Raw genomic sequence first — 23,017 nt, 5'->3', positions numbered from 1 at the left:
CCAACTCCTGCTTCTGGGCTTCCTCAGCGTGGCCGGCGGCACGACGCACGCACAAAGCCAGAACCCCGAAGCCCCGTTTTCCTGTGATGGCAACGCAACTCCAGAGACGGCCATCGCCGTGGCGACGGTGCAAGGTGAAGGACCTCTGTTCTTCATCAGGAAGGGCATAGGCTGCCCCAGTGATCAGTCAGCATGCCGGGAAAAGGCGTATCTCGTTCCCGGCGACACGGTACTGACCACCAAGCCGGTCGGTGAGTATGTCTGCGCATTCTTCCCCGATAGCCATGATGGTCATGCCGGCTGGCTGCGCAAGGATCGATTGCTGCCACGATCCGACACGCCGTCACTGAGCGACTGGGAGGGGCGCTGGACGCTGGATGACAACGTCATCACCCTCTCACGTCGTGGGTCGTCGCTGCACGCCGATGGCGAGGCGTACTACCCGATGGCCGACCCACCGCTGGAGCAGTTCCCGGGCGGCCCCAATCTGGGCTCCATGGGTGGCACGGCACGGCCGCAGGGTCGTCAGGTGCGGTTCGTGGAAGAAGACTGCCGCGTAACGGCGATTCTGGCCGGCAAGTTTCTGGTGGTCAGCGACAATCAACAATGCGGCGGCATGAATGTGCGCTTCAACGGCACCTATCAGCGGCAATGACGCGGACTACTTCTTGCCCCGCTCCATCAGTGCCTTCAGATCCGCGAACGGATTGCCGGTAGCCGGCGGCGCTTCCTCCACCGCCATCACGCCACCGCGCACATGGTCGATATGCCGCGAATGCTCGTTATCGTGGCAATACACACACAGCAGCTCCCAGTTGCTGCCATCGGCCGGGTTGAAGTCGTGATCGTGGTTGCGGTGATGCACGGTCAGTTCAGTGAGGTTCGTGCGGGTGAACTCGCGCGCGCAGCGGCCACAGATCCACGGGTACATCTTCAGCGCCCGCTCGCGGTAACCCAGTTCACGCTGCTCGGCAGCACGCCGGGCCTCGGCCACGATGCGGTCAAGTTTCGCGTTGTCGATGACGGGCGGGTTGGGCATGACGGTGATCCGGCGGTAGATGCGTGATGGGCGGAAGATAACCCAATCCCGGCGCCCGCGGCAGGTCGCCTCCGACCGATCCCAGCCATACGGAGGCGTTCTCGCGTTTTGCTGCGGAACGGTATACTGGAGCGCTTCAGCACGATGAATTTCTACGAATGAACCCTAACTTCCTCGATTTCGAACAACCCATCGCCGAACTGGACGCGAAGATCGAAGAGCTTCGCCATGCCAGCGACGGCCAGGCGTTCAATATCGAAGATGAGGTCGGCCGGCTGCGTGAGAAGCTGAAGATCAAGACTGCCGACATCTTCCGCAACCTCAACTCGTGGCAAACCACCCAGTTGTCGCGCCACCCGGCGCGGCCGTATACGCTCGATTACATCGGCGTGATCTGCGAGGAATTCCACGAACTGGCCGGCGATCGCATGTATGCCGAAGACGCCGCCATCGTCGGCGGTCTGGGCCGCATCAACGGCCGCTCGGTGGTGATCATCGGCCACCAGAAGGGCCGCGATACCAAGACCAAGGTGCGCCGCAACTTCGGCATGCCGCGCCCCGAGGGCTACCGCAAGGCATTGCGCCTGATGCAGATGGCCGAACGTTTCGGCCTGCCGCTGCTGACCCTGATCGACACTCCGGGAGCGTATCCCGGCGTCGGTGCCGAGGAGCGCGGGCAGAGCGAGGCGATTGCGCGCAACCTGCTGGAGATGGCCGAGCTGAAGGTGCCGATCATCTGCACCGTGATCGGCGAAGGTGGCTCCGGTGGCGCACTGGCGATTGGTGTGGGCGACCGCACCAACATGCTGCAGTACTCGACCTATTCGGTGATCTCGCCCGAAGGCTGCGCCTCGATCCTGTGGAAGAGCGCGGACAAAGTGAAAGATGCGGCAGAAGCACTCGGCATGACCGCACCACGCCTGTTCGAACTGGGCCTGGTCGACAAGGTCGTGCGCGAGCCGCTCGGCGGCGCCCATCGCAACCCGCGTTCGATGGCGATTCGCTTGAAGGCGGTGCTGCTGAAGCAGCTCGACGAGCTCGAAGCGATGCCCGTCAGCGACCTGCTCGCGCAGCGCTACAAGCGGCTGCGCAGCTATGGCGCGTATCAGGAATAAGTGCCGGCCGCGCTCCCGCAGCCATCACGCACTTGGCGCTACCATCGGCAGCACCTTCTGACTGCCGGAACCCGCCATGGCCCATGACAAGCTCACCGTCCTGATCGACGCCGACAATGCGCGACCAGCGATCATCGAGGGCCTGCTGGCCGAAGTCGCGAAGTACGGCACCGCCCACGTCAAGCGCATCTACGGCGACTGGACCAAGCCGGATCTGAATGGCTGGAAAGAAGTGCTGCTGCGCCATTCGATCCAGCCCATCCAGCAATTCCGCTACACCGTGGGCAAGAACGCCACCGACTCGGCGATGATCATCGACGCGATGGACCTGCTCTACGCCGATCGCTTCGATGGCTTCTGCATTGTCTCCAGCGACAGCGATTTCACTCGCCTTGCCTCGCGCATCCGCGAGTCCGGACTCACCGTCTATGGCTTCGGCGAGCGCAAGACGCCCGAACCGTTCCGCACCGCCTGCGACAAGTTCATCTACACCGAAGTACTGGCCGGCACCTCACCCAGCACCGCTGAAACCGAAGCGCCGCCAAAGCAGCGTTCGGCCAAGGAATTGCGTGGCGACACGCATTTGATGAACCTGTTGCGCCACGCCATTGAAGCGGCCTCCGATGAAAGCGGCTGGGCCGGGCTGGGAACCATCGGCAGCATCATCAACAAGCAATCGCCCGATTTCGATTCGCGCAACTACGGTTACGCCAAGCTCAGTGGACTGATCAAGGGCATCGGCTTGTTCGATGCCGAGGAACGCCAGATCGGCAACGGCAAGCATATCTACGTGCGCCAGCGTGTCGCAAAGAAATGAGCGATCCAAAGTGAGCGATACGTTGCAGAAGCATCTGCTCGTCGCATTGACAGGCATGCCACCGGCGCCGCTGTGCGTCGCGCTCAGCGGCGGCCCCGATTCCACCGCGCTACTGCACGCGCTGGCGCACATGCCGCAAGCACGCACGCGAGGGCTGCGCGCGCTGCATGTCGATCACGGCCTGCATGCCGACAGTTCCGCCTGGGCTGAACATTGCCGGACGTTCTGCAGCGCGCTCGACATCAGCTGCGACGTGTTGCCGGTGCAGGTACAACGTGGCAGCGGTTTGGGCCTGGAAGCCGCCGCACGCGAAGTGCGTCATGCCGCACTGGCTAGTGAACTGGGCAACGGCGAGCTGCTGCTGTTTGCCCATCACCGCGACGATCAGGTGGAGACGGTGCTGCTGAAATTGCTGCGCGGCGCTGGCCCCGATGGACTCGGCGGCATGCGCGTGCTGCGTCCGTTCGGTCGCGGCCAGTTGTGGCGACCGTTGCTCGAACTATCTCGCCAGCAATTGCACGACTATGTCGCCGCGCATCAGCTCGACTGCCTCGACGATCCCTCCAATGCCGACACCCGACTGGCACGCAATCGCCTGCGCCACGAAATTTTGCCGCAACTGGCGCACTACTGGCCGCAGGCCAGCGACTCGATCCTGCACAGCGCCGCACTCAGCCGCGCCGCAGCCGACACGTTGCGCAGCCAGTGGCTGCTCGCCTTCGCCACGCTGCGCGACCCGGCCAGCGGCAGCCTGGACGCGAGCGGCTGGCTGGCCCTGGCACCGGCCTTGCGCGAACCGCTGCTCGATCACTGGCTGCATGCGCGAGGCCGCAGCGCACCGACCACCGCGCAGCGCCGACAGATAGAGCAGCAATGCCTGGCGCGCGCCGGCCGACTGCCGTGCGTGCGCTGGGACGATACCGAGCTGCATATCTGGAAGGATCGCTTGTGGTCACTGCCGGCAGCCAACGAGATCGTCGAGGACTGGTGCGCCGACTGGCACGGCGAACCCCTGGCCCTGCCGGATGGCGGTGAACTGTCGCTGGACGACCCCGGCGCGCGACTGGCCCAGCCGTTGCGCGTGCAACTGCGCCGCGGTGGCGAACGGATCAAGCCCGAAGGCAACCCGCATACCCGCGAACTGCGCGATCTGTTCCAGCAGGCGCGGCTGCCGCCATGGCAGCGCCAGGCCTGTCCCATGATTCATGCCGACCGCGAACTGGTCGCGGTCGCCGATCGATGGATCAGCGCACGCGGCGCGGCTCTTTTCCGGCAGGCCGGTGCCCGCCCCCTTTGGCGTCCGGGACGTTGATCTGCGTTGACGGATCGGCTTGGCCGCGTACCCTCTCCTCGATCCTCTCCCGCCAGTGGGAGAGCAGGCGAAGGTGCCGAGCGGGGGTCGGGACTTCGTGCATCACCGTGGCATGGTGGATCGGGTCTTGTTGATGGGTTGGCTTTCTGGATTGATTCCCGGGCCCCTCTGCGTTAGCGTTGCGGGTCATGGCCAAGACCGTTTCCGCAACCAGCAAGACTCCGCCCGCCGCCGACTTTGAACACTCGCTCGACGAGCTGGAACAACTGGTCGCCAAGATGGAAGGTGGCGACATGAGTCTCGACGACTCGCTGGCCTCGTTCGAGCGTGGCATCGGCCTGTTTCGTCATTGCCAGCAGTCACTGGAACAAGCCGAATTGCGCGTGCGCCTGCTGCTCGATCCCGATGCCCCCGACGGCGCCCAACCGTTTGAACCCGAACTCTGATCACGCCGAGCTCGGCCCCGCGTTGCAGTCCCTGATCCAGCGCGCCGAACAGGCGCTGGACCGGCATCTGCCGCCAGCCGACCATTCCCCTGCCGAACTGCACCGCGCGATGCGCTATGCCGTGCTCGGCGGCGGCAAGCGGCTGCGCCCGTTGCTGGTCTACGCCGCCGCCCACGCGCTGGGACATGACAGCACAGCGCTGGATGCACCGGCTTGCGCGGTCGAACTGATCCACGCTTATTCGCTGGTGCATGACGATCTGCCGGCGATGGACGACGACGCGCTGCGCCGCGGTCGCCCGACCTGCCACATCGTGTTCGGCGAGGCGATGGCAATTCTTGCTGGCGATGCACTGCAGGCGCTGGCTTTCGAATTGCTGGCCGACGACACGCTGCGCCAGACCGACGCCACCACCGGCATCGCCATGCTGCAGGTACTGGGCCGGGCGTGCGGTGCGGAAGGCATGGCCGGCGGTCAGGCACTCGACCTTGCTGCGGTGGGCCAGCGACTGAGCCTGACCGAACTGGAACACATGCACGCGTGCAAGACCGGCGCGCTGATTCGCGCCTCAGTGCAGTTGGGTGCGCTCGCTGCAGGCGCCGACACCAACACGCAAAAAGCGCTGGATCACTACGCCCACGCTGTCGGGCTGGCCTTCCAGGTGCGCGACGACATTCTCGATGTGGAAGGCGAATCGGCAGTGATCGGCAAGACCGCCGGCAAGGACGCCGCCGCCGACAAACCCACCTTCCCCTCGATCATCGGCCTGGACGCTTCACGCGCACGCTTGCGTGAACTCACCGACCATGCACTGGCGGCGATCGCGCCACTGGGCAACCACGCGGGCGGGCTGCGTGAGCTAGCCTTGTACGCGGCCCACCGCCACTACTGACGGGCGACGCCCATAAAAAAAGGCGGCTCGCGCCGCCCCCTTTCGTTACGTGTTGCTTGACGCTCAGCTGACCAGACGCAGGGTGAACGGGTAACGATACGCGGTGCCCTCGTTGGCCTTGATCGTGCCGATGATCACGAACACCAGCCACAGAATGACCAGTACCGGCAACAACAGGAAGCCAATCAGAATCAACATCAGCATCGAGCACACAATCGCCGCGATACCCATGGTGATGTTGAAATTCAGCGCTTCCTTGCCCTGATCGTTGACGAACGGCATGGTGTCTTTCTTGATCAGCCAGATCACCAGCGGACCAATGATGCTGCCAAAGGGAATGAGCAGACCGACCAGCGCCGACAAATGCGCAAACATGGCCCACTGACGTTCTTCAGCAGAAGGCCCGCTGGCCATCGGCGGCTCGCTCGGCGGCGGCGGCGGAATCACGGACTCGGGTGGAACGCTCATGCGCATCTCCTTCAGGATCGAAACGTGATCAACAGGTCGGCGATCGAACACCGGTGCTGACGATCCTAGCAAGCTTCCTCCGGCTTGCCGAGTAAACTTGCGGCACAGGCGAAAGCTATTACGACCTACTCGCCAGCCACGGTCATCTGCTCCAGCAGGATCGAACCGGTGAGCAGGTGCGACCGAGGGTCCACATCGCTGCCCACGGCGACAATGCCGGTGAACATGTCGCGCAGATTGGCGGCAATCGTGACGCCTTCCACCGGATAAGCGATCTTGCCGTTCTCGACCCAGAAACCCGAAGCACCCCGCGAGTAATCGCCAGTGACGATGGATACGCCCTGACCCATCGCCTCGGTCAGCAGCAGACCGGTACCCAGCCGCGCCAGCATGCCTTCGAAATCCGAAGACTCGCCGTCGGCCGCTCCCGCATCCACGATCAGGTTGTGGATGCCACCGGCATTGCCGGTCGAGGACAAGCCCAGCTTGCGCGCCGAATAACTGCTCAGCATGTAACGCGCCAGCACGCCGCCTTCAATCAGCGCGCTGTCCACCGTGGCCACACCCTCGGCGTCGAAATTGGCCGAACCCTGGCCATGCAGAAGATGCGGGCGTTCGTTGATATTGAGCCACCCCGGCATTACCGACTTGCCGACGTGGTCGAGCAGAAAACTGGCTTGGCGATACAGCGCACCGCCGCTTACCGCGCCGAGCAAATGGCCGATCAAGCCACGCGCCAGCTCCGGCACGAACAGCACCGGGCATTGCCGCGTCGACAGGCTGCGTGCGCCCAGTCGCGCCAGCGTGCGTTCGGCCGCCTTGTCGCCAAGCGCCTGCGCACTCATGAAGTCACCGGCAGCACGCACACTGTCGTACCAGTAGTCGCGCTGCATGCCGTCGTCGTCACCGGCGATCAAGGCCAGCGACAGCGAGTGCCGCGTGCCGCGCTCGCGTCCGACAAAACCGTGCGAATTCGCATACACCGACACACCCTGCCCGGCCTGCACGCTGGCGCCGTCGGAATTGCTGATGCCCGCATGCGCGCGGCCGGCATCCTCGATGGCAATACCGAGCTCGATCGCCTGCGCGGTATCCAATGGCCACGGATGCCACAAGTCCAGATCACGGAAAGCCGTCGCCATGCGCGCCGCATCGGCCAGCCCGGCGGCGGGATCTTCCTCGGTATAGCGGGCGATCGCGCAGGCCTGGTCAATCGTCGCCTGGATCGAATCGGGGTTGAGATCGGCGGTGCTGGCCGAGCCCTTGCGCTGGCCGAAATACACGGTCAGCCCGAAGCCGCGGTCGCGGGTATGTTCAACCGTCTCCACCTCGCCCAACCGCACATTCACGCTCAGCCCGCTGCTGATGCTGGCCGCCACCTCGGCCTGGCTGGCGCCCGCGGCCTTGGTACGGCGGATCACGTCAGCGGCAAGTTCGGCCAGTCGCTCCATTTCCTGTTCACTGCGGTCCGGCGTCTGGCAGATGGCAACTTCGCTCACGTTGGGCATTCCTGGCTATTAGGCGGGTAGAATAGGCGGTTCGCGACCGTCGGCTCCCGAATTGGGGGCACGAACGCCAAATGAAAGAGCTGCGGAGCACGTCCATGCAACCTGCCGCCGGCATTTATCGCCACTACAAGGGTCAACGCTATCGCGTGCTTGGCACCGCACGACACAGCGAAACGATGGAGCCACTGGTGGTCTATCAGGCACTCTACGGCGACTTCGGCCTGTGGGTACGTCCGGCAGCCATGTTCTGTGAGACCGTCGAACTGGATGGCGAACCGCTACCCCGCTTCGCACTGGAACAAGCTGACACAGCGCCCGCCGGTGGCAACCACGCAGTCAACCTGACTGGCCGCGAAGACCCGCACACCTGATCCACCCCTATTCTGGAATGACACCGTGAGCCCGAGCCGCAGCCGCAACCAATACGAACTCGAAGAAGAAGCGGACTACGGCCCCAGCCGCACCCAGCAGCGCCGCGATGCGCTGGCCGTACTCGCCCTGGCCCAGCAACTGGTCGACCTGCAACCGAGTCGGCTGGCCAAGCTGCCGCTGCCCGACGACGTGCGCCACGAAATCGACGTCACCCGCCGCACCACCTCGCACGGCGCAAAAAAGCGTCAGCTCGCCTTCCTGGCCAAGGTCATGCGCCGTTTCGAGGAAGAAGACTTCGCCGCCGTGCGCGCCGAGCTCGGCGAAAACCGCGAGAAGCAGCGGCAGGAAACCGCGGCGATGCATCGGCTGGAGTCCATGCGCGATCGGTTGATCGCCGAAGACGAAGCGGCGTTGTCCGAATTGATCGCCGAGCATCCGCAGGTCGATCGCCAACATCTGCGTTCGCTGGTGCGGCAGGCGCGCGTCGAGAAGGACATACCGAACAAGCCGCCAAAGGCGTACCGGGAAATTTTTCAGTTGTTGAAGGATCTGGTGCAGACGTATGATTCAGCCGAGGGCTGATCGGCTCGCTGTTTGTATCCTGTAGGAGCGCACCTTGTGCGCGATGCTTTTGCCGCTTCCAGGGTCAGAGCTTTCGTCCTCCTTCGGAGGGCGAGTTACTTTCTCTTTGCGTGGCCAAAGAGAAAGCTAACCAAAGAGAAAGGCCACCCCGCTTGGCGCTTGTTGGGCATCCTGCCCAACAAGTACGTGAGCCGGGGCCGGGCTTTTCGAACGGGCTCCTGCCCGTGCGAAAAGGAGCCGACATCCCTGTCAACTCCCGCTGCGCGGCCTGTCGTCCCCGCCTCACCGCCGCACAAGGGACCCTGGGTAGAGCAGCGGGCCATCGTGGCCCGCACGTTTCAGAAGGGCCAGAGCAGAGCCGAGATGGCAGCACACGGCAGGCACCACGGTTGCGGTAAGGCGCCAGTTGCCACATAAAAATCAAACGCTTGTAAGTGAACCTGACCCCGTTTTCGATTCACGGCACGGCGGCACCGATCACCCTGAAATCGGCGCATGACTGGGATCAGTTCCTCGCCGGCTGCAGCGACGAGCTGCGCACCGACCTGCAAGATCGCGCCACCCCCGAAGAATGGCAGCCCGGCTCTGCCAATCCGCAACGACGCCTGCTCACCACGACGCCCGCCGCCTCGCACGTGGCCGAGCAAGCGGCCGAACACTTAGTCGATGGCCCGAAGACTTCACCGGCGGCATCCGGTCAACCGAAGCAGCCCTGCGATAACTGAACCCGACCCCGTTTTCCACCGTTTTCCAGAAGGGCCAGAGCAGAGCCGAGATGGCAGCACACGGCAGGCACTACGGTTGCGGTAAGGCGCCGGTTGCAACATAAAAATCAAACGCTTGTAAGTGAACCTGACCCCGTTTTCTGCCGCAGGCACTACGGTTGCGGTAAGGCGCCGGGTGCCACATAAAAATCAAACGCTTGTAAGTGAACCTGACCCCGTTTTCCCTTGCACCCCGTATTCCACATGACCCCGTTTTCCACACCATCACCCGCACGCGGAGCCATCATTGAGCACGATCTTTATCGGTGGCTCACGCCATGTGTCGCGCCTGTCCAGCCAAGTCAGGGAGCGGATCAACAATGTCATGGACAAGAACCATGACGTGGTCGTCGGCGATGCCAACGGTGCCGACAAGGCGGTGCAGAAATTTCTGCATGAGGCGAACTACCGCAAGGTCACCGTGTACTGCTCGGGCGATCGTCCACGCAACAACCTCGGGCAGTGGAGCCTGTATGCCGTTACGCCGCCGAAGGCAGCCAGGGGCTTCCAGTTCTACGCCGCCAAAGATCGCGAGATGGCCGCGGCCGCCGACTTCGGCCTGATGATCTGGGACGGCAAGAGTCCCGGCACCGTGTTGAATACTTTGCGCCTGATACGCGCCGGCAAGGCCACCGTGCTGATTCACGGCACGGCGGCACCGATCACCCTGAAATCGGCGCATGACTGGGATGCGTTCCTCGCCGGCTGCAGCGACGAGCTGCGCACCGACCTGCAAGATCGCGCCACCCCCGAGGAATGGCAGCCCGGCCCTGCCAATCCGCAACGACGCCTGCTCACCACGACGCCCGCCGCCTCGCACGTGGCCGAGCAAGCGGCCGAACACTTAGTCGATGGCCCGAAGACTTCACCGGCGGCATCCGGTCAACCGAAGCAGCCCTGCGATAACTGAACCCGACCCCGTTTTCGTGATTGACTCTCCGGGTGTTACCTCCCGTCACCGCTCGCGGGCGATGCTTTTCTGCATGCAGAGTAGAAGCAAGTGCGATTTCGACCTTCGCCGGAATGACGATCGGGCCGGGAGTCATGCCTGTTACCGGGGCCTATCCGGCCTGGATTTGATCACGCATTTGCTCGTACTTGTGCATGAGAATTTCGACGTATGCCAGATCATTCACATGATCAGAGCGAGTATCTTCGTCGATAGAAGCGTCCTCAAGAATCACTTTATGTTTTGCTTCCAGAAGCACCAACGCCTCTATCAGACAATTGACCTCGGACCATTCGATAGTCATCATTTTATCTATTCTCCCAGCGCCCACCGAGCTCAATCGCGCGCTCTATCGGAAGTCTCTCAATATTCAGGAATGACTGAAGTTGGGTGACGAATTCCGTTAGAAAAATGTCTGAAGCTGGGCAGATGGTGTAGTGGGTGATCCCGGTTTTTGGATCCGTTGTATCGCGCGTAACGACCAGCTTGGCTGGCACCGGGTCCCGGCCTTTATCCACCACCAATTGGTTTCCGCCTTGGGGGCCGTGAACGTCGAAATGCCTCCGGACATACCCTTGACCATCATGATCCCCGTCAAGTCGCCCTTATATTTTACGACGTCCTTGTCCCGAACGTGATCCAAACGTGGCGATGATGAATTTCCACCTCTGTATAGATCGATGTCGATCTTCATTGCCGCTTCGATGCCAACAAGATATCTGCTATCCGGCATGTGTTTCTCCTAGGTTCGTCCTGAAGCTCAACAATTAGATTTACTGCCCAGCGCAGCTATCTGGCGTTTGGCTCCACCAAAATAGCAAAACCGGTGGCACTGAAGAAACTTCGTGTGCTGGAGAGTAGATAGACTCAGGCGTTCACACGGAAAGTACTTCCCCTTGCAGGATCTTTCGAACCAGCGAAGCAGCACAATCGGGAGCATCGCGCGCAGGGCCCGCCCCTAAAAAGGCCCCGCCATTCAGGTGGCAATAATCACGACGCTGTACCACCGACCGTCATCGAATCAATCTTCAGCGTCGGCTGACCCACGCCGACCGGCACACTCTGCCCATCCTTGCCGCAGATGCCGACGCCCGCATCCAGCGCCAGATCATTGCCGATCATCGACACGCGATGGAGCACCTCGGGACCGGAGCCGATCAAGGTGGCACCCTTCACCGGACGAGTGATCTTGCCGTCTTCGATCAGGTAAGCCTCGGAGGCCGAGAACGTGAACTTGCCGTTGGTGATGTCGACCTGACCACCGCCGAAATTCGGTGCGTACAAACCCTTCTTCACCGAGCGAATGATCTCGGCCGGATCATGCGAACCGGCCAGCATGTAGGTGTTGGTCATGCGCGGCATCGGCAGTGCGTTGAACGATTCGCGGCGGCCGTTGCCGGTAGGCGCCATGCCCATCAGGCGCGCGTTGAGCTTGTCCTGCATATAGCCTTTTAGAATGCCATCCTCGATCAACGTGGTGCACTCGGTCGGGGTGCCTTCGTCGTCGATGCTGAGCGAGCCGCGCAGACCGGCGAGGGTGCCGTCATCGACGATGGTGACGCCCTTGGCGGCGACGCGCTCGCCGATGCGTCCGGAGAAGGCGGAGCTGCCCTTGCGGTTGAAGTCGCCTTCCAGCCCGTGGCCGATGGCCTCGTGCAGCAGCACGCCGGGCCAGCCGGGTCCGAGTACCACGGTCATCTGGCCGGCGGGGGCGTCGACCGAATCGAGGTTGACCAGCGCCTGGCGCACGGCTTCGTCGGCGAAGCCGAGCGCGCGACCGTTCTCGATCAGTTCGCCATAACCGTAACGGCCACCGCCGCCGGCGTAACCCTGTTCGCGGCGACCGTTCTGCTCGGCGATTACCTGCACGTTGATGCGCACCAGCGGGCGCACGTCGGCAGCCAAAGTGCCGTCGGAGGCGGCGATCAGGATGGTATCCATCGTGGCGGCGAGGCTGACGATGACTTGCTTGATGCGCGGATCGCGCGAGCGCGCATAGGCGTCGACTTCGCGCAGCAAGGCGATCTTGTCGGGATTGGGCAGGCTTTCGACCGGGTCGATCGCCGGGTACAACGCGCGGGCATTGTGCAGCGCCAGCGGCTTGCCGGCACCGTTGCCATCATGGGCAATCGCACGCGCGGCCTTGGAGGCTTCCAGCAACTGTGGCAGCACGATTTCGTCGGAATAGGCGAAGCCGGTCTTTTCGCCGGACATCGCGCGCACACCCACGCCCTGCTCGATCGAGTGGCTGCCGTCCTTGACGATGCCCTCTTCCAGCGTCCACGACTCGCTGCGCGAATGCTGGAAGTACAAGTCGGCCGCGTCGATGGACGGGCCCATCAACTGGGCGAATACGCGGTCGAGGTCACCGGTGGCAATGCCGCCGGGGGACAACAGCTTGCTTTCGGCGAGGGCAATCAATGAATCCATGGGATGTGTTCGGTCTGTGGCGATTCCGGAACTATCCCACATGGGGTTGCGGCGCGGCCCTTTAAAGCCTGCGCAGGCGGTCTTCCACTACCATGCGACAACGCCAACCGGCCCATCAGTGAAGAATCACCCGTGAGCGAACATTCCAGGCGTCAAGCGGCGCGCGACGCCGTCACTCGTGCTGCGCGGCCGGTAGCCGAAACACGCGAACTGTTGCATCGCGACGGCGAGCTGAAACCGGGGCTGGGCAAGATCACTGGCGTGATCGCACTGTCGCTCGGCTTCCTCTGCCTGCTGGCGGTGATCGCGTTCCATTTTCCGCAATACCTGACCACACCGGACCTGCGCCACAAGTATTCGGTGGACGTGCTGCGCCAGGTGTTGCTGGTCGGCCTGCTGGTGGCCGGTGGCATGTCGCTGGCCAATGTCATTCTCAATCGCCAGCGCAACCTCAACGTGATGGCCTTCGTGCTGGTGATCGCCGCGGTAGCACTGGGCGGTTCGCGCGTGCCGGTAGGCGCATTCCCCGACCACACGCCGTACATCGGGCTGGACTGGTTCATCCTCGACCTGCTCGGCTCCACGCTGATTTTCGTGGTGATCGAGAAGCTGTTTCCGCTGTACAAGGGCCAGGCGATTTTCCGCAAGGAATGGCAGACGGACCTGAAACATTTCGCGGTGAATCATTTCATCGTGGGGCTGGCCCTGCTGTCGGTGAACTTCCTGTTGCACCACATGTTCGGCTGGCTGGTCAGCAGCAACTTCCAGCAGGGCGTGCAGCACATTCCGTTCCTGCCGCAGTTGCTGCTGTGCGTGCTGGTGGCGGACCTCGCCCAGTACTGGACGCATCGCGCGTACCACGAGATACCGTTCCTGTGGCGCTTCCATTCGGTGCATCACAGCGTGAAGACGATGGACTGGCTGGCCGGTTCACGCCAGCACATGCTGGAGCTGATCTTCACTCGCGTCTGCGTGCTGGCGCCGCTGTACATCCTCGGTTTTTCCGAGGCGGCCATGAACGGTTACATCCTGATTGTGGGTTTCCAGGCGGTGTTCAACCACGCGAACGTGCACTTGCCGTGGGGACCGTTGAAATACGTGCTGGTGACCCCGGACTTCCATCACTGGCATCACGCGTCGGATGACGAAGCGATCGACAAGAACTACGCCGCACATTACGCGTTTCTCGACTACCTGTTCGGCACCGCAGTGAAGTCGAAGAACCAGTTTCCCGAAAGCTATGGTGTGGTCGGTGACTACATGCCGGACGGCTTCGTGAAACAGCAGCTGTTTCCATTCCGCGGGCACAAGACCGACGGCAAACCGACGGAGTGATCCGCCGGTAGCTCGTGCACGAATTCAGTGCCGGACCGAACTCGACGAGGCCGGCGCGACGCTGCTGGCTGCGGCCACTGGAACCCGCAGGGATGTTGGCGGCGCCGGCGTGCCTGCGCTTGCCGCAGCCGCGGGCGAGTTGCCGTCGGGACTGAGCAACGGTGCAACAGGCAGCGGTGCGGCGTGTTTTTCGAGCAGGGTAATGACGGGATTTTCCCAGCTGCCGGTGATCTGGTAACGCGCGCTGGCGGCCTGGTTCAAGCCCTTGCCGAGAATGCCCTGCACCGCAAAGCCCGCCGCTGCACCAATCGGCCCACCGACCACCGCGCCAACCAGCGGCAGGCTGTTGCCAACGTGTGGAATCACCAGCATCTGCTGGTCGTAATCCTTGGCGCGCAGACCGGTGCGGCCAGTCACCTTGATGTTGGCAGCCGGCCCATCGATCACCAGGTTGGTGGTGGTCGCATTGCCGTTGGCCAGTTTGAAATCGCCACTGATCGAATCGAACGCCAGCCCTTTGCCGAACACGTCGCCGAAATCCAGGGTGAGCCGGCGCGGCAGTTCCGCCAGCGAAACCAGCCCGAGCAGGCGACCCACACCGGGTGATGTCGCCTCGGGAATACGACCGTCATTGACCTGGATGCTCAGCGTGCCATCCATGGTCGCCAGCGACAGCCCGCTGGGTGAACCGGGCCAGCGCGCATCAAGCTGGTCATGCGTCTTGCCGCCGTTGACCAGCCCATCGAAACCCAGCGCACCGAGCATGCCACCGAGATCCTCGGCGGCGAAGTTGATCCGCATGTGGGTATGACTGGAACGCGCATCGCCGTTCCAGTCGCCGCTGCCATTGATCTGTACGCGACTGGACAGGGCACGCAACTGTTCAATGTGCAAACCATCGGGCGTCGGCCAGGTTTCCAGTCGCGCCTCACCAAGCTTCGCATCACCCAGGCGCAGGTCGCCCACCCATAGATGGAACGGCGGCAAGGCCGCCGGATTGATGCCGGTATTGGCCGGGTCTTGCAGCGCTAGCGCGGGCGCCGTCGCGAGCGACGCGGGCGCTTTGTCCGCGGCCTTGTGCAGCGGGCTGGAAGCTTCAGCCGGGGCAGCCTTGGGCCAGTACATGCGCTTCAGGCGCGCGGTGACTCCGCGCTTGTCCAGCTCGCGCGTGGGCACGCTGTAATTGCCGAGCATGGCCGGCCCTTCCACCTCCACACTGAGTACATCCGGCTGCGGCTGCGCCTGCAGTTTCAACGGACCCAATTGATTGCCGAACCACTGTGCCTGATCGGTGCTGATGTCCAGACTTTCCAGCCCAGGCCCACCGCTGCCGCTGCCACCGGCTACCTGCTGCACCCAGCCGGTGACATCGAGCTTGCTGGCATGACCGCGAACGCGCAGGTCGTGATCGGGAAGCGTTGTCGGCATCTGTGCACCCAGCGCCAACGTGCCCACCAGCGGACGCTGCTCGCCATCGGCAAGCCGCAGATAGCCGCGCAACGCATCGCCGAGACCGAAGCGCAATTCGCTGCCGCTGATGGGCAAACTCATGCTCAGGTGCAACGGCAGATTTTCTTCAGCGACCTTGTGCAACGGCGCCGGCAGACTCAGCGCGACGCCCTGCATGGGTGAGTCGACGCTGAGCGTCTGGCTGAGCGCGTCGCTGCCGGCGACATGCGCGATGGTGAAACCGATATCGAACGGACCGCGCCCATCGGACAGCTTGCCGAGCCAGTCCAGTGTGGGGTAGTCGCGCACCAGTTCATCCACGCGATAGTCGCCTTGCAACTGCGCTGACAGCACGGTAGCCGGATCGGTGTTCGCACCGGCCACGGTCAGTTGCAGCTTCGATGGCTGGCCACGGAAGCCTGCATCCAGCGGGCCGGCCTGCATGCCGTGCAGATCAAACTTCAGCGGGCCGTTGAGCTTGTCCAGCTTGAGGTTCCACTCCGGCGCGCTGAGGTCGGCATCCTTCAGCTGGGCCACGCCATCAAGTTGCGCCGAAACATCATCATGCTTCATCGGCAAGATCAGGTGGAAGGCGAAGCTGCCACTGCCACCAAGCTTCAACTTGGCCAGCGTATCGGCCACGTGGCTGCCGACTGGACTCTTGCGCACGAATTCCATCAAGCTGCTGCCACTGCCGCTGCCCTGTGCATTGAGATCGAGCAGCGGGTCGGCAAAATCAGGAATCAACGCCACCACCTTGTCGGTTTTCACACCCAGCGCGTGGCCGCCACTGGCCTCGACCAGCATGCCGTTGTTGACGAAGCTGGCCACCGCGGTGATGTCCTCGGCCCGCGGCCAATCCTTGCCGTAGTCGAGGCTCAGACCACTGATCGCTGCGTGGGCTTCAAAGCGCCCCTCGTTGTGAGGAAACGGCCAGTCTTGCAGGTTGCCGCGCAGCACTACCTGGGCATCGTCCAGCTGGCCGGCCTGCAGGCCACGATCGAGCCATGCGACGCTGGCGGGCGACATCGACCGCGGCCAGAACAGCTTGGCTGCGGCAAGGTCGGCGTGATCCAGCTGTGCATACAGTTCGACGAACGGCGCACCACCTTGCGTGGGCAACACCACTTCGCCGCGTGCTTCGCCGGCATAACCGGCACCGCTGAAATCCAGCGTATCGATGCCCAGGTGCGACTGGCCATCCTGCGACCAGAATGCCAAGGTGCCGCCGAATCTGGACAAGACAAACGGCTGACGGAACTGTGGAAGATCTACCGTGGCGGGCTGACTGGGCAAGGTCACCGACAACGCCCCGGCATCGCCGCGCAACTCGCCGTCAAGGCTGTCCAGCCCGGGCAACGTGCCCACCGCATCGATGCCTACGCCACTGAAGGCCAGCTCCAGCGCGCGCAGGCCATCGTGGTGATTCCACTGCAGCCGAAGCTGTTTCACTTCGCCGCGCGGATGGCCACTGCCCAGCCATTGCGACAGCGCCGGCGACAGGCCCGGCTTCAATGCCAGCCATGGCAACAACGGAGCCAGCTGCAGCTGGCGCGCCACCGCATCCACCGCCACCTGTTCGGTACCCGGCTGATGCAGATTCAGCACCAGCGCACTGCCATCGCTGCCCGCCCAACGCAATTGGTAACCGTCATCAGCGCGCTGGACGCCAGCCAGGGCGTGGAGCGAGGTGACATGGACGGTGTCGCCGCCCGTCGCGCTGACGCTCAAGCTGTCCAGGTTCAGCTGGAGCAGGCTGCGATCAAGTCGACCGTCGCGCCAGTCAAGCCACGCGCTGATCTTGCCGTGACCGTCCTGCACCGCATAGCCGGACAGATCGACGCCATCAAGCAAGGGTTTCAATTCGGCGCCGTCAACACTGGCCCAGACCTGACCGGCGCTGCCATCGAGCTGAAAGCGACCAACGCTATGCACGGTGGCGGCGACGCCTTCGCGTCGAAGCGCGCCGGCAAAACGCAACTGATCACCCTGACGACTCAGCCGCAGCTGTTTTGACAACACGATGTAATGCTTGTCCAGCACAGCGTCGGTCACCGAGACACGCAGATCTTCCAGCCACAGGTCGGCTGACAAATGCCCCAGGGAGAGCGGCTGTCGTGCATTGCCGCCGGCCGCACCGATGCCGTTGACGTGCCAGCCATCAACCTGATGCAACAGGTCGAGTTGCAGGCCGCGAACATGCAGATTGATCAGATGCCGTGACGGCAGCAGCCAGCCACCAAAATCGAACCGCAAATCGGCTTCGGGCAGCTTCACCACCGCACCAGCCTGGCCCGCAGCAGCGCCTACGGTCACGCCACGCATCACGAACTCAGGACCGGACGGCGTCCAGCGCCCCTCCATCGACTCGAAGCTCACCGGTCGTTGCAGGCGTGCACTGAGTTGCGCTGCCACCCACTCCGGATGCTGTGCCAGCAAGGGCAGCAGCAGCTGCGACAACGCCGCCACGACGGCCAGCAGAATCAGCGCAATGCCGGCCAACCAACCCGAGGCGCGCGCGCAACGGTGCAACCGGCGCTGCCACAGCACGTTCACGCGCGGCAATCCACGATCCATTTACAGCAAGACAACATCAAACTGTTCCTGCGAATAATGCTCTTCCGCCTGGAAGCGTATGCTTTTGGAGATGAACTCCTCCAACTCGGCCACCGCGCTGGATTCTTCCTCAAGAATCCGGTTGACCACCGCCGGATTCGCCATCACCAGCAGCTTCTGTGCATTGAATTGGCGCACGGCGCGGGTGATCTCGCGGAAGATCTCGTAAGTCACCGTCTCGGCGGTTTTCAACAGGCCACGACCGTTGCAGGCCGGGCACGGCTCGCACAGCTGGCGGGCCAGGCTTTCGGTGGTGCGCTTGCGGGTCATCTCGACCAGGCCCAGCGCCGACATCGGATACACGGTGGTCTTGGCGTGATCGCGTGCCAGGCCCTTGGCCAGCATGCGCAGTACCTGGCGCTTGTGTTCTTCATCGCTCATGTCGATGAAGTCGATGATGATGATGCCGCCCAGGTTGCGCAGGCGCAGCTGACGCGCCGCCGCCTGGGCCGCTTCCAGATTGGTGCGGTAGACCGTCTCTTCCAGGTTGCGCGTGCCGAGGTAGGCGCCGGTGTTGACGTCGATCGTGGTCATCGCCTCGGTCTGGTCGACCACCAGATAACCACCGGACTTCAGCGGCACTTCCTTCTTCAGCGCGCGCTGCATTTCGTCCTCGACACCGTACAGGTCGAAGATTGGCCGCTCGCCGTCGTAATGCTCGATGCGGTCGTCCAGATTCGGCATGAATTTGTGCACGAACTTGACCACATTCTCGAAGGTGAGGCGCGAGTCCACGCGCACCTTTTCGATATCCTCGTTGAGCATGTCGCGCAGACTTCGCAGCGGCAGCGACAACTCCTCGTAAACGCGCTCGCCCATCTTCGCCTTGGCGATGTTTTCCTGCACCACACGCCAGACCTTGCCCAGATAGGTCACGTCGAACGCGAGCGACTCGGCACTCTGCCCCTCGGCATTGGTACGCACGATATAGCCCAGCGGCGTTTCGCCGATCAGCGGATTCAACACATCACGCAGGCGCTGGCGCTCTTCCTCATCCTCGATCCGCGCCGAGATGCCCAGCGTGCGCGCATACGGCAGCAGCACCAGATAGCGGGAAGGAATCGACAGATGTGTCGACAGTCGCGCACCCTTGGTGCTGATCGGGTCCTTGACCACCTGCACCACGATCTCCTGGCCTTCGTGCACCAGCTCACTGATCGACGGCACGTGGCCATTGCCTTCGCTGCCTTCGACCGGCGTGGGTCGCACGATGTCCGAGGCATGCAGGAACGCCGCGCGCTCCAGCCCGATCTCCACGAACACCGCCTGCATGCCCGGCATCACCCGTTGCACGCGTCCCTTGTAGATGTTGCCCACGTAACCGCGCTTTGACGCACGCTCGACATGCACCTCCTGCAACATGCCGTTCTCGACCACCCCGACCCTGGTTTCGCGTGGGGTCACGTTGATCAGAATTTCTTCGCTCACTGCATACTCCCCGGACAGACCATCTTTATAGCGGTGCAGCCGTAGACTGTCGATGAACTGCGGCATGGAATCTGCATTCACATACCGAATTACGCCAAATGAACACGATCGCCGGACGAGCCACCCTGGAGCCCAAGCCATGACTACGCCCATCCTGCTGGCCTGGAGCGGCGGCAAGGACTGCCTGCTCGCCCTGCAGCGACTGTTGGCCGATCCGCAATGGCAGGTGGTCGGGCTGTTGACCACGGTCAATCGCAATTACCAGCGAGTGGCCATGCATGGCACGCAGCGCGACGTGCTGCTGGCCCAGGCCAGCTCACTGGGGCTGCCGCTGGTCGAAGTGATGCTGGACTGGCCGGGTAGCAACGAAGCGTACGAGGCAGCACACGCACAGGCGCTGGTGGAGGCACGCATGCGCTGGCCGGGGATCCGTCATTGCGCGTTCGGCGATCTGTTTCTGGAAGACGTGCGCGACTACCGTGTCCGCCAACTGGGTCGCGAAAACTGGCGCGCGGTATTTCCGCTGTGGGGCGAAGACACCGCCAGCCTGTCACGCCACTTCCTCCGCGCAGGCCACCGCGCGATGCTGTGCTGTGTGGACACCCAGCAACTCGACGCCAGCTATTGTGGACGCCCCTACGATGCGGCCCTGCTCGACGCGCTGCCCGCCGGGGTTGATCCTTGCGGCGAGCGCGGCGAATTCCACACGCTGAGCTACGCCGGCCCGTTGTTCCGCCAGCCATTGAAGCTGCGTCGCGGCGAATCGGTGCTGCGCGATGACCGCTTCCAGTTCACCGACTTCCTGCTGGACGAACATGTCGCGGCCGACTGACGACCACGTGCTGCCCGACCTGCTGCAAGCAGGCCTCGCGCTGGTGTTCTGCGGCACCGCCGCCGGCAAGCGCTCCGCCGCAGAACACGCCTACTACGCCCACCCCGGCAACCTGTTCTGGCGTGCGCTGTTCGAAGCTGGCCTGACGCGGCGCCTGCTGGCTCCGGCGGAATTTCCGCTGCTGCCCGACTACGGCATCGGCCTCACCGATCTGGCCAAACGCCACTCAGGCAATGACGACGAACTGCCGCATGATGCGTTCGACGCACCCGCGTTGCGCAGCAAGATCGAACGCTATTCGCCACGCCTGCTCGCCTTCACCAGCAAGAACGCGGCACGCGCTGCGCTCGGGCATGCGGTCGGCTATGGCCTGCAAGACGAGACGATCGGCAGCACCCAACTGTTCGTGCTGCCGTCACCTTCCGGACAGGCACGTGGTCACTGGGACATCAAGCCGTGGCTGGCCTTGAGCGAGCGGTACCACGCCATCGGCAAGCCACGGTAGGGCGGGCACTGCCCGCCGGCTTTTGAATGAGCGAAGAGCCGGCGGGCAGTGCCCGCCCTACGACAGCGGCGTCACACGAAGCCGACTCAATCGACCGGTGTATGCCGCGAGGCGCGGACCTGCTCGGAACGCACGATCGAACCGTGGTTGCTCCAGCTGCGACGCAGGTAAGTCACCACCGCCGCCACGTCGGCATCACTCAATTGCTGGGCAAACGGCGGCATCGAATACGGCCGCTGGTTGGCGGCGGTGACCGGAGCAAAACCGCCCAGCAAAACCATTCGCGTCGCATTGATGCCGGTCGGTTCCGTCACCGAGGAATTGCCGTCCAGTGGCGGATAGACACCGGCTACACCCTCGCCCTGCTTGCCATGGCAATCAACGCAATGCTGTGCATAGACTTTGCTGCCTTGCTCGGTCAGTGCCTTCGCGTCGAACGGTGTCGTCGCTACCGTCGCCGGAGCGCGCGGCGGCAGCGACTGCAGATAGTTGGCCACCGCGTGCAGGTCGGCCTCGGTCATGTGCTGGGTGCTGTCGGAGATCACCGCCGCCATCGGCCCGAATGCCACACCCCTGGAGGATTGCCCCGTCTTCAGCAGGTCGACGATGTCCTGTGCACTCCAGCCCTCGAGGCCGCCGTGCTCGCGCGTGCTCAGATCGGGCGCGTACCAATCCTGCACCGGGATCTTTCCGCCGCTGAGAAGCGCGTTGTTCGCCGTACCACCCAGCGAATCGCGCGCCGCATGACATTCGTTGCAATGGCCGAGGCCCTGCACCAGATACGCACCGCGATTCCATTCGGCCGATTGCGCCGGATCGGGCTTGAATTCACCCTCGTTGAAATACAGTGCGCGCCACGCTTTCAGGCTGTTGCGCACACTGTACGGAAACGCCAGCGATGGCGCACGAGCAGGCTGGTGCACCGGCGGCAGCGACTGCAGCCAGGCAAACATGGCCAGCGCATCGTCGTGACTTACCTTGGTGTAGGAGGTATACGAAAACGCCGGATACAACAGCTCGCCATGACGTCCCTTGCCGGCATGCAGCGCCTGCCAGAAATCCTCGAAACTCCATTCACCCAGACCGGTCTCGCGATCAGGCGTGATATTCGGCACCGGGATATCACCGAACGGCGTGACCATGACCCGGCCACCGGCTAACCGCGCGCCGCCTTGCGCGGTATGACAGCCGGCGCAGTCGCCGACGGTAGCCAGATACTGCCCTTTCGCAATCAACGCCGGATCGGCCAGCGTGGCTTCCGAAACCTTGCTCGCCGAACGTGGCGTGGGCGCATGACCACCCGCCAACCCCAGCCACGCCAGCAATAAGGCGATCAGCACTACCGCCGCCAGCAGCAGCCAGCGCAGCGCTCTCATGAGTTGTCCCCGGCGGCGCCGAGCACGCCGCACGACAACGGCGGCGTCACCGAACCGGCAGGTTGTGCATGGGTATCGCCCGGCAACTCGCGACTGGCCAGCGCAGCAGCCACCGCTGTGATATCCGAAGCGCTCAACCGACTCGCCACGGTAGCCATGCAATCCGGCGCCACCGTGGAACGCGTATGTGTGCGCCATGACCCGAGCTGCGCGCTGATGTAGTCATACGGCAGACCGACCAGACCCGGTGTGGACGGCTCCACCCCGGTCAACTGGGTTCCGTGGCAAGCGCTGCAGGCAAGAATCTTTCGCGCAGGATCACCCTTGCCGAGCAACTCCTCACCGCGCTGCAGTGTTGCCACTGAAACCGCCGGCAAGGGTGATCGGCTGTACGGTACTTGCTGCGCTGCGAAGTATTCGGCGATCTCGCGCATGTACGCCGGCGGTAATTGACGCACGGTGTATTGCATCGGCGCGTATTTGCGCAAACCGTTCTGGAAATCCTGCAGCTGCCGCGTCAAATAAGCGGCCGGCTTGCCGGCCAGTCGCGGGAAATACCCGCTGCCTGGCGTACCTTCGCCATGCACGCCGTGGCAGGTGGTACAGGCGGCGATCCGCTGCTGCAAGGTATCGGGAACCACCGGGGCGTCGGCGGCACGGCTGGCCGATCCGCAAACCATGGCCAGCACGAACAGCGTGGCAACAGCGAAGGACCTGGCAACAAACGGACGGAGGAGGATGGTCATCCGGGCATTGTACGCATGCCTACCGCCTCATTCGCC

The 23,017-nt window shown here is 63.3% G+C and carries 22 protein-coding genes; 13 read left to right on the top strand and 9 right to left on the bottom strand.

The genetic code is table 11. The features are described 5' to 3' along the window. Window positions 1–28 precede the first annotated feature (28 nt). Window positions 29–655 (top strand): hypothetical protein, encoded by a 627-nt coding sequence (locus PY254_RS07240; RefSeq protein WP_281014785.1) that lies wholly within the window; start codon window positions 29–31, stop codon window positions 653–655. Between the two features lie 6 nt (window positions 656–661). Here PY254_RS07240 and PY254_RS07235 read toward each other — a convergent pair whose 3' ends face one another. Beyond that, the gene (locus tag PY254_RS07235) at window positions 662–1,039 is read right to left on the bottom strand and encodes a YajD family HNH nuclease (protein ID WP_281014784.1); all 378 of its coding nucleotides are present in this window, start codon (window positions 1,037–1,039) and stop codon (window positions 662–664) included. A gap of 158 nt (window positions 1,040–1,197) precedes the next feature. Between PY254_RS07235 and PY254_RS07230 the strand changes: the two genes are divergently transcribed. The 5 genes from PY254_RS07230 (at window position 1,198) to PY254_RS07210 (ending at window position 5,621) form a co-directional block, all read left to right on the top strand. Beyond that, entirely contained in the window at window positions 1,198–2,154 is a 957-nt protein-coding gene (locus PY254_RS07230) for an acetyl-CoA carboxylase carboxyltransferase subunit alpha (RefSeq protein WP_281014783.1), read from the top strand. 76 nt (window positions 2,155–2,230) lie between these two features. Beyond that, entirely contained in the window at window positions 2,231–2,971 is a 741-nt protein-coding gene (locus PY254_RS07225; RefSeq protein ID WP_281014782.1) for an NYN domain-containing protein, read from the top strand. A gap of 10 nt (window positions 2,972–2,981) precedes the next feature. Then, window positions 2,982–4,283, top strand: coding sequence for a tRNA lysidine(34) synthetase TilS (tilS, locus tag PY254_RS07220; RefSeq protein ID WP_281014781.1), 1,302 nt, complete (start codon window positions 2,982–2,984; stop codon window positions 4,281–4,283). Window positions 4,284–4,471: 188 nt separating this feature from the next. After that, window positions 4,472–4,729, top strand: coding sequence for an exodeoxyribonuclease VII small subunit (locus PY254_RS07215; RefSeq protein ID WP_281014780.1), 258 nt, complete (start codon window positions 4,472–4,474; stop codon window positions 4,727–4,729). Beyond that, window positions 4,713–5,621, top strand: coding sequence for a polyprenyl synthetase family protein (locus tag PY254_RS07210; RefSeq protein WP_281014779.1), 909 nt, complete (start codon window positions 4,713–4,715; stop codon window positions 5,619–5,621). Before PY254_RS07215 ends, PY254_RS07210 begins: the two co-directional genes overlap by 17 nt. A gap of 63 nt (window positions 5,622–5,684) precedes the next feature. Here PY254_RS07210 and PY254_RS07205 read toward each other — a convergent pair whose 3' ends face one another. Further along, window positions 5,685–6,089 carry a DUF4870 domain-containing protein gene (locus PY254_RS07205; RefSeq protein ID WP_281014778.1) on the bottom strand — a complete coding sequence of 135 codons (405 nt, stop codon included), beginning with the start codon at window positions 6,087–6,089 and terminating at the stop codon, window positions 5,685–5,687. Between the two features lie 125 nt (window positions 6,090–6,214). Further along, on the bottom strand, window positions 6,215–7,588 hold the full coding sequence (pmbA, locus tag PY254_RS07200) for a metalloprotease PmbA (RefSeq protein WP_281014777.1): 1,374 nt from the start codon (window positions 7,586–7,588) through the stop codon (window positions 6,215–6,217). 104 nt (window positions 7,589–7,692) lie between these two features. Between pmbA and PY254_RS07195 the strand changes: the two genes are divergently transcribed. The 4 genes from PY254_RS07195 to PY254_RS07180 all read left to right on the top strand — a co-directional run bounded on the left by PY254_RS07195 (window position 7,693) and on the right by PY254_RS07180 (window position 10,225). After that, the gene (locus PY254_RS07195; RefSeq protein WP_281014776.1) at window positions 7,693–7,968 is read left to right on the top strand and encodes a DUF1653 domain-containing protein; all 276 of its coding nucleotides are present in this window, start codon (window positions 7,693–7,695) and stop codon (window positions 7,966–7,968) included. Window positions 7,969–7,993: 25 nt separating this feature from the next. Further along, entirely contained in the window at window positions 7,994–8,551 is a 558-nt protein-coding gene (gene yjgA, locus PY254_RS07190) for a ribosome biogenesis factor YjgA (protein ID WP_281014775.1), read from the top strand. Window positions 8,552–8,985: 434 nt separating this feature from the next. After that, a complete protein-coding gene (locus PY254_RS07185) occupies window positions 8,986–9,276 on the top strand; it encodes a hypothetical protein (RefSeq protein WP_281014774.1) in 291 nt (96 codons plus the stop codon). Between the two features lie 286 nt (window positions 9,277–9,562). Beyond that, window positions 9,563–10,225 carry a hypothetical protein gene (locus PY254_RS07180; protein ID WP_281014773.1) on the top strand — a complete coding sequence of 221 codons (663 nt, stop codon included), beginning with the start codon at window positions 9,563–9,565 and terminating at the stop codon, window positions 10,223–10,225. A 151-nt stretch (window positions 10,226–10,376) separates the two neighbouring features. On the opposite strand, the gene PY254_RS07175 is transcribed toward PY254_RS07180, so the two are convergent. After that, window positions 10,377–10,571 (bottom strand): hypothetical protein, encoded by a 195-nt coding sequence (locus tag PY254_RS07175; RefSeq protein WP_281014772.1) that lies wholly within the window; start codon window positions 10,569–10,571, stop codon window positions 10,377–10,379. A 683-nt stretch (window positions 10,572–11,254) separates the two neighbouring features. Next, complete coding sequence (tldD, locus tag PY254_RS07170; protein WP_281014771.1) at window positions 11,255–12,694, bottom strand: metalloprotease TldD; 1,440 nt, start codon at window positions 12,692–12,694, stop codon at window positions 11,255–11,257. Window positions 12,695–12,826: 132 nt separating this feature from the next. Here tldD and PY254_RS07165 point away from each other — a divergent pair, with 132 nt between their 5' ends. Further along, window positions 12,827–14,029 (top strand): sterol desaturase family protein, encoded by a 1,203-nt coding sequence (locus tag PY254_RS07165; RefSeq protein WP_281014770.1) that lies wholly within the window; start codon window positions 12,827–12,829, stop codon window positions 14,027–14,029. Window positions 14,030–14,053: 24 nt separating this feature from the next. Here the strand turns inward: PY254_RS07165 and PY254_RS07160 are convergent, their stop codons facing one another. After that, entirely contained in the window at window positions 14,054–18,034 is a 3,981-nt protein-coding gene (locus PY254_RS07160; RefSeq protein WP_281014769.1) for a YhdP family protein, read from the bottom strand. Window positions 18,035–18,055: 21 nt separating this feature from the next. Then, window positions 18,056–19,522 carry a ribonuclease G gene (gene rng, locus PY254_RS07155; protein WP_281014768.1) on the bottom strand — a complete coding sequence of 489 codons (1,467 nt, stop codon included), beginning with the start codon at window positions 19,520–19,522 and terminating at the stop codon, window positions 18,056–18,058. Between the two features lie 139 nt (window positions 19,523–19,661). On the opposite strand from rng, the gene PY254_RS07150 reads away from it, so the two are divergent. Both PY254_RS07150 and PY254_RS07145 read left to right on the top strand, forming a co-directional pair. Next, the gene (locus PY254_RS07150) at window positions 19,662–20,354 is read left to right on the top strand and encodes a Dph6-related ATP pyrophosphatase (protein WP_281014767.1); all 693 of its coding nucleotides are present in this window, start codon (window positions 19,662–19,664) and stop codon (window positions 20,352–20,354) included. After that, window positions 20,338–20,859, top strand: a complete 522-nt coding sequence (locus PY254_RS07145) for a mismatch-specific DNA-glycosylase (protein WP_281014766.1) — start codon at window positions 20,338–20,340, stop codon at window positions 20,857–20,859. The genes PY254_RS07150 and PY254_RS07145 overlap by 17 nt, the downstream gene beginning before the upstream one ends. An 86-nt stretch (window positions 20,860–20,945) precedes the next feature. On the opposite strand, the gene PY254_RS07140 is transcribed toward PY254_RS07145, so the two are convergent. Together PY254_RS07140 and PY254_RS07135 are read right to left on the bottom strand one after the other, a co-directional pair. Next, the gene (locus PY254_RS07140; RefSeq protein ID WP_281014765.1) at window positions 20,946–22,235 is read right to left on the bottom strand and encodes a cytochrome c; all 1,290 of its coding nucleotides are present in this window, start codon (window positions 22,233–22,235) and stop codon (window positions 20,946–20,948) included. Continuing rightward, window positions 22,232–22,981: a c-type cytochrome gene (locus tag PY254_RS07135; RefSeq protein WP_281014764.1), complete on the bottom strand. Its 750-nt coding sequence runs from the start codon at window positions 22,979–22,981 to the stop codon at window positions 22,232–22,234. The genes PY254_RS07140 and PY254_RS07135 overlap by 4 nt, the downstream gene beginning before the upstream one ends. Window positions 22,982–23,017: the final 36 nt, after the last annotated feature.

Origin of the sequence: Rhodanobacter sp. AS-Z3 (assembly GCF_029224025.1) — a bacterium.
GTDB lineage: Bacteria > Pseudomonadota > Gammaproteobacteria > Xanthomonadales > Rhodanobacteraceae > Rhodanobacter.
The sequence above is the reverse complement of the archived record's forward strand: the minus strand, read 5'-3'. Positions and strand labels throughout refer to the sequence as shown.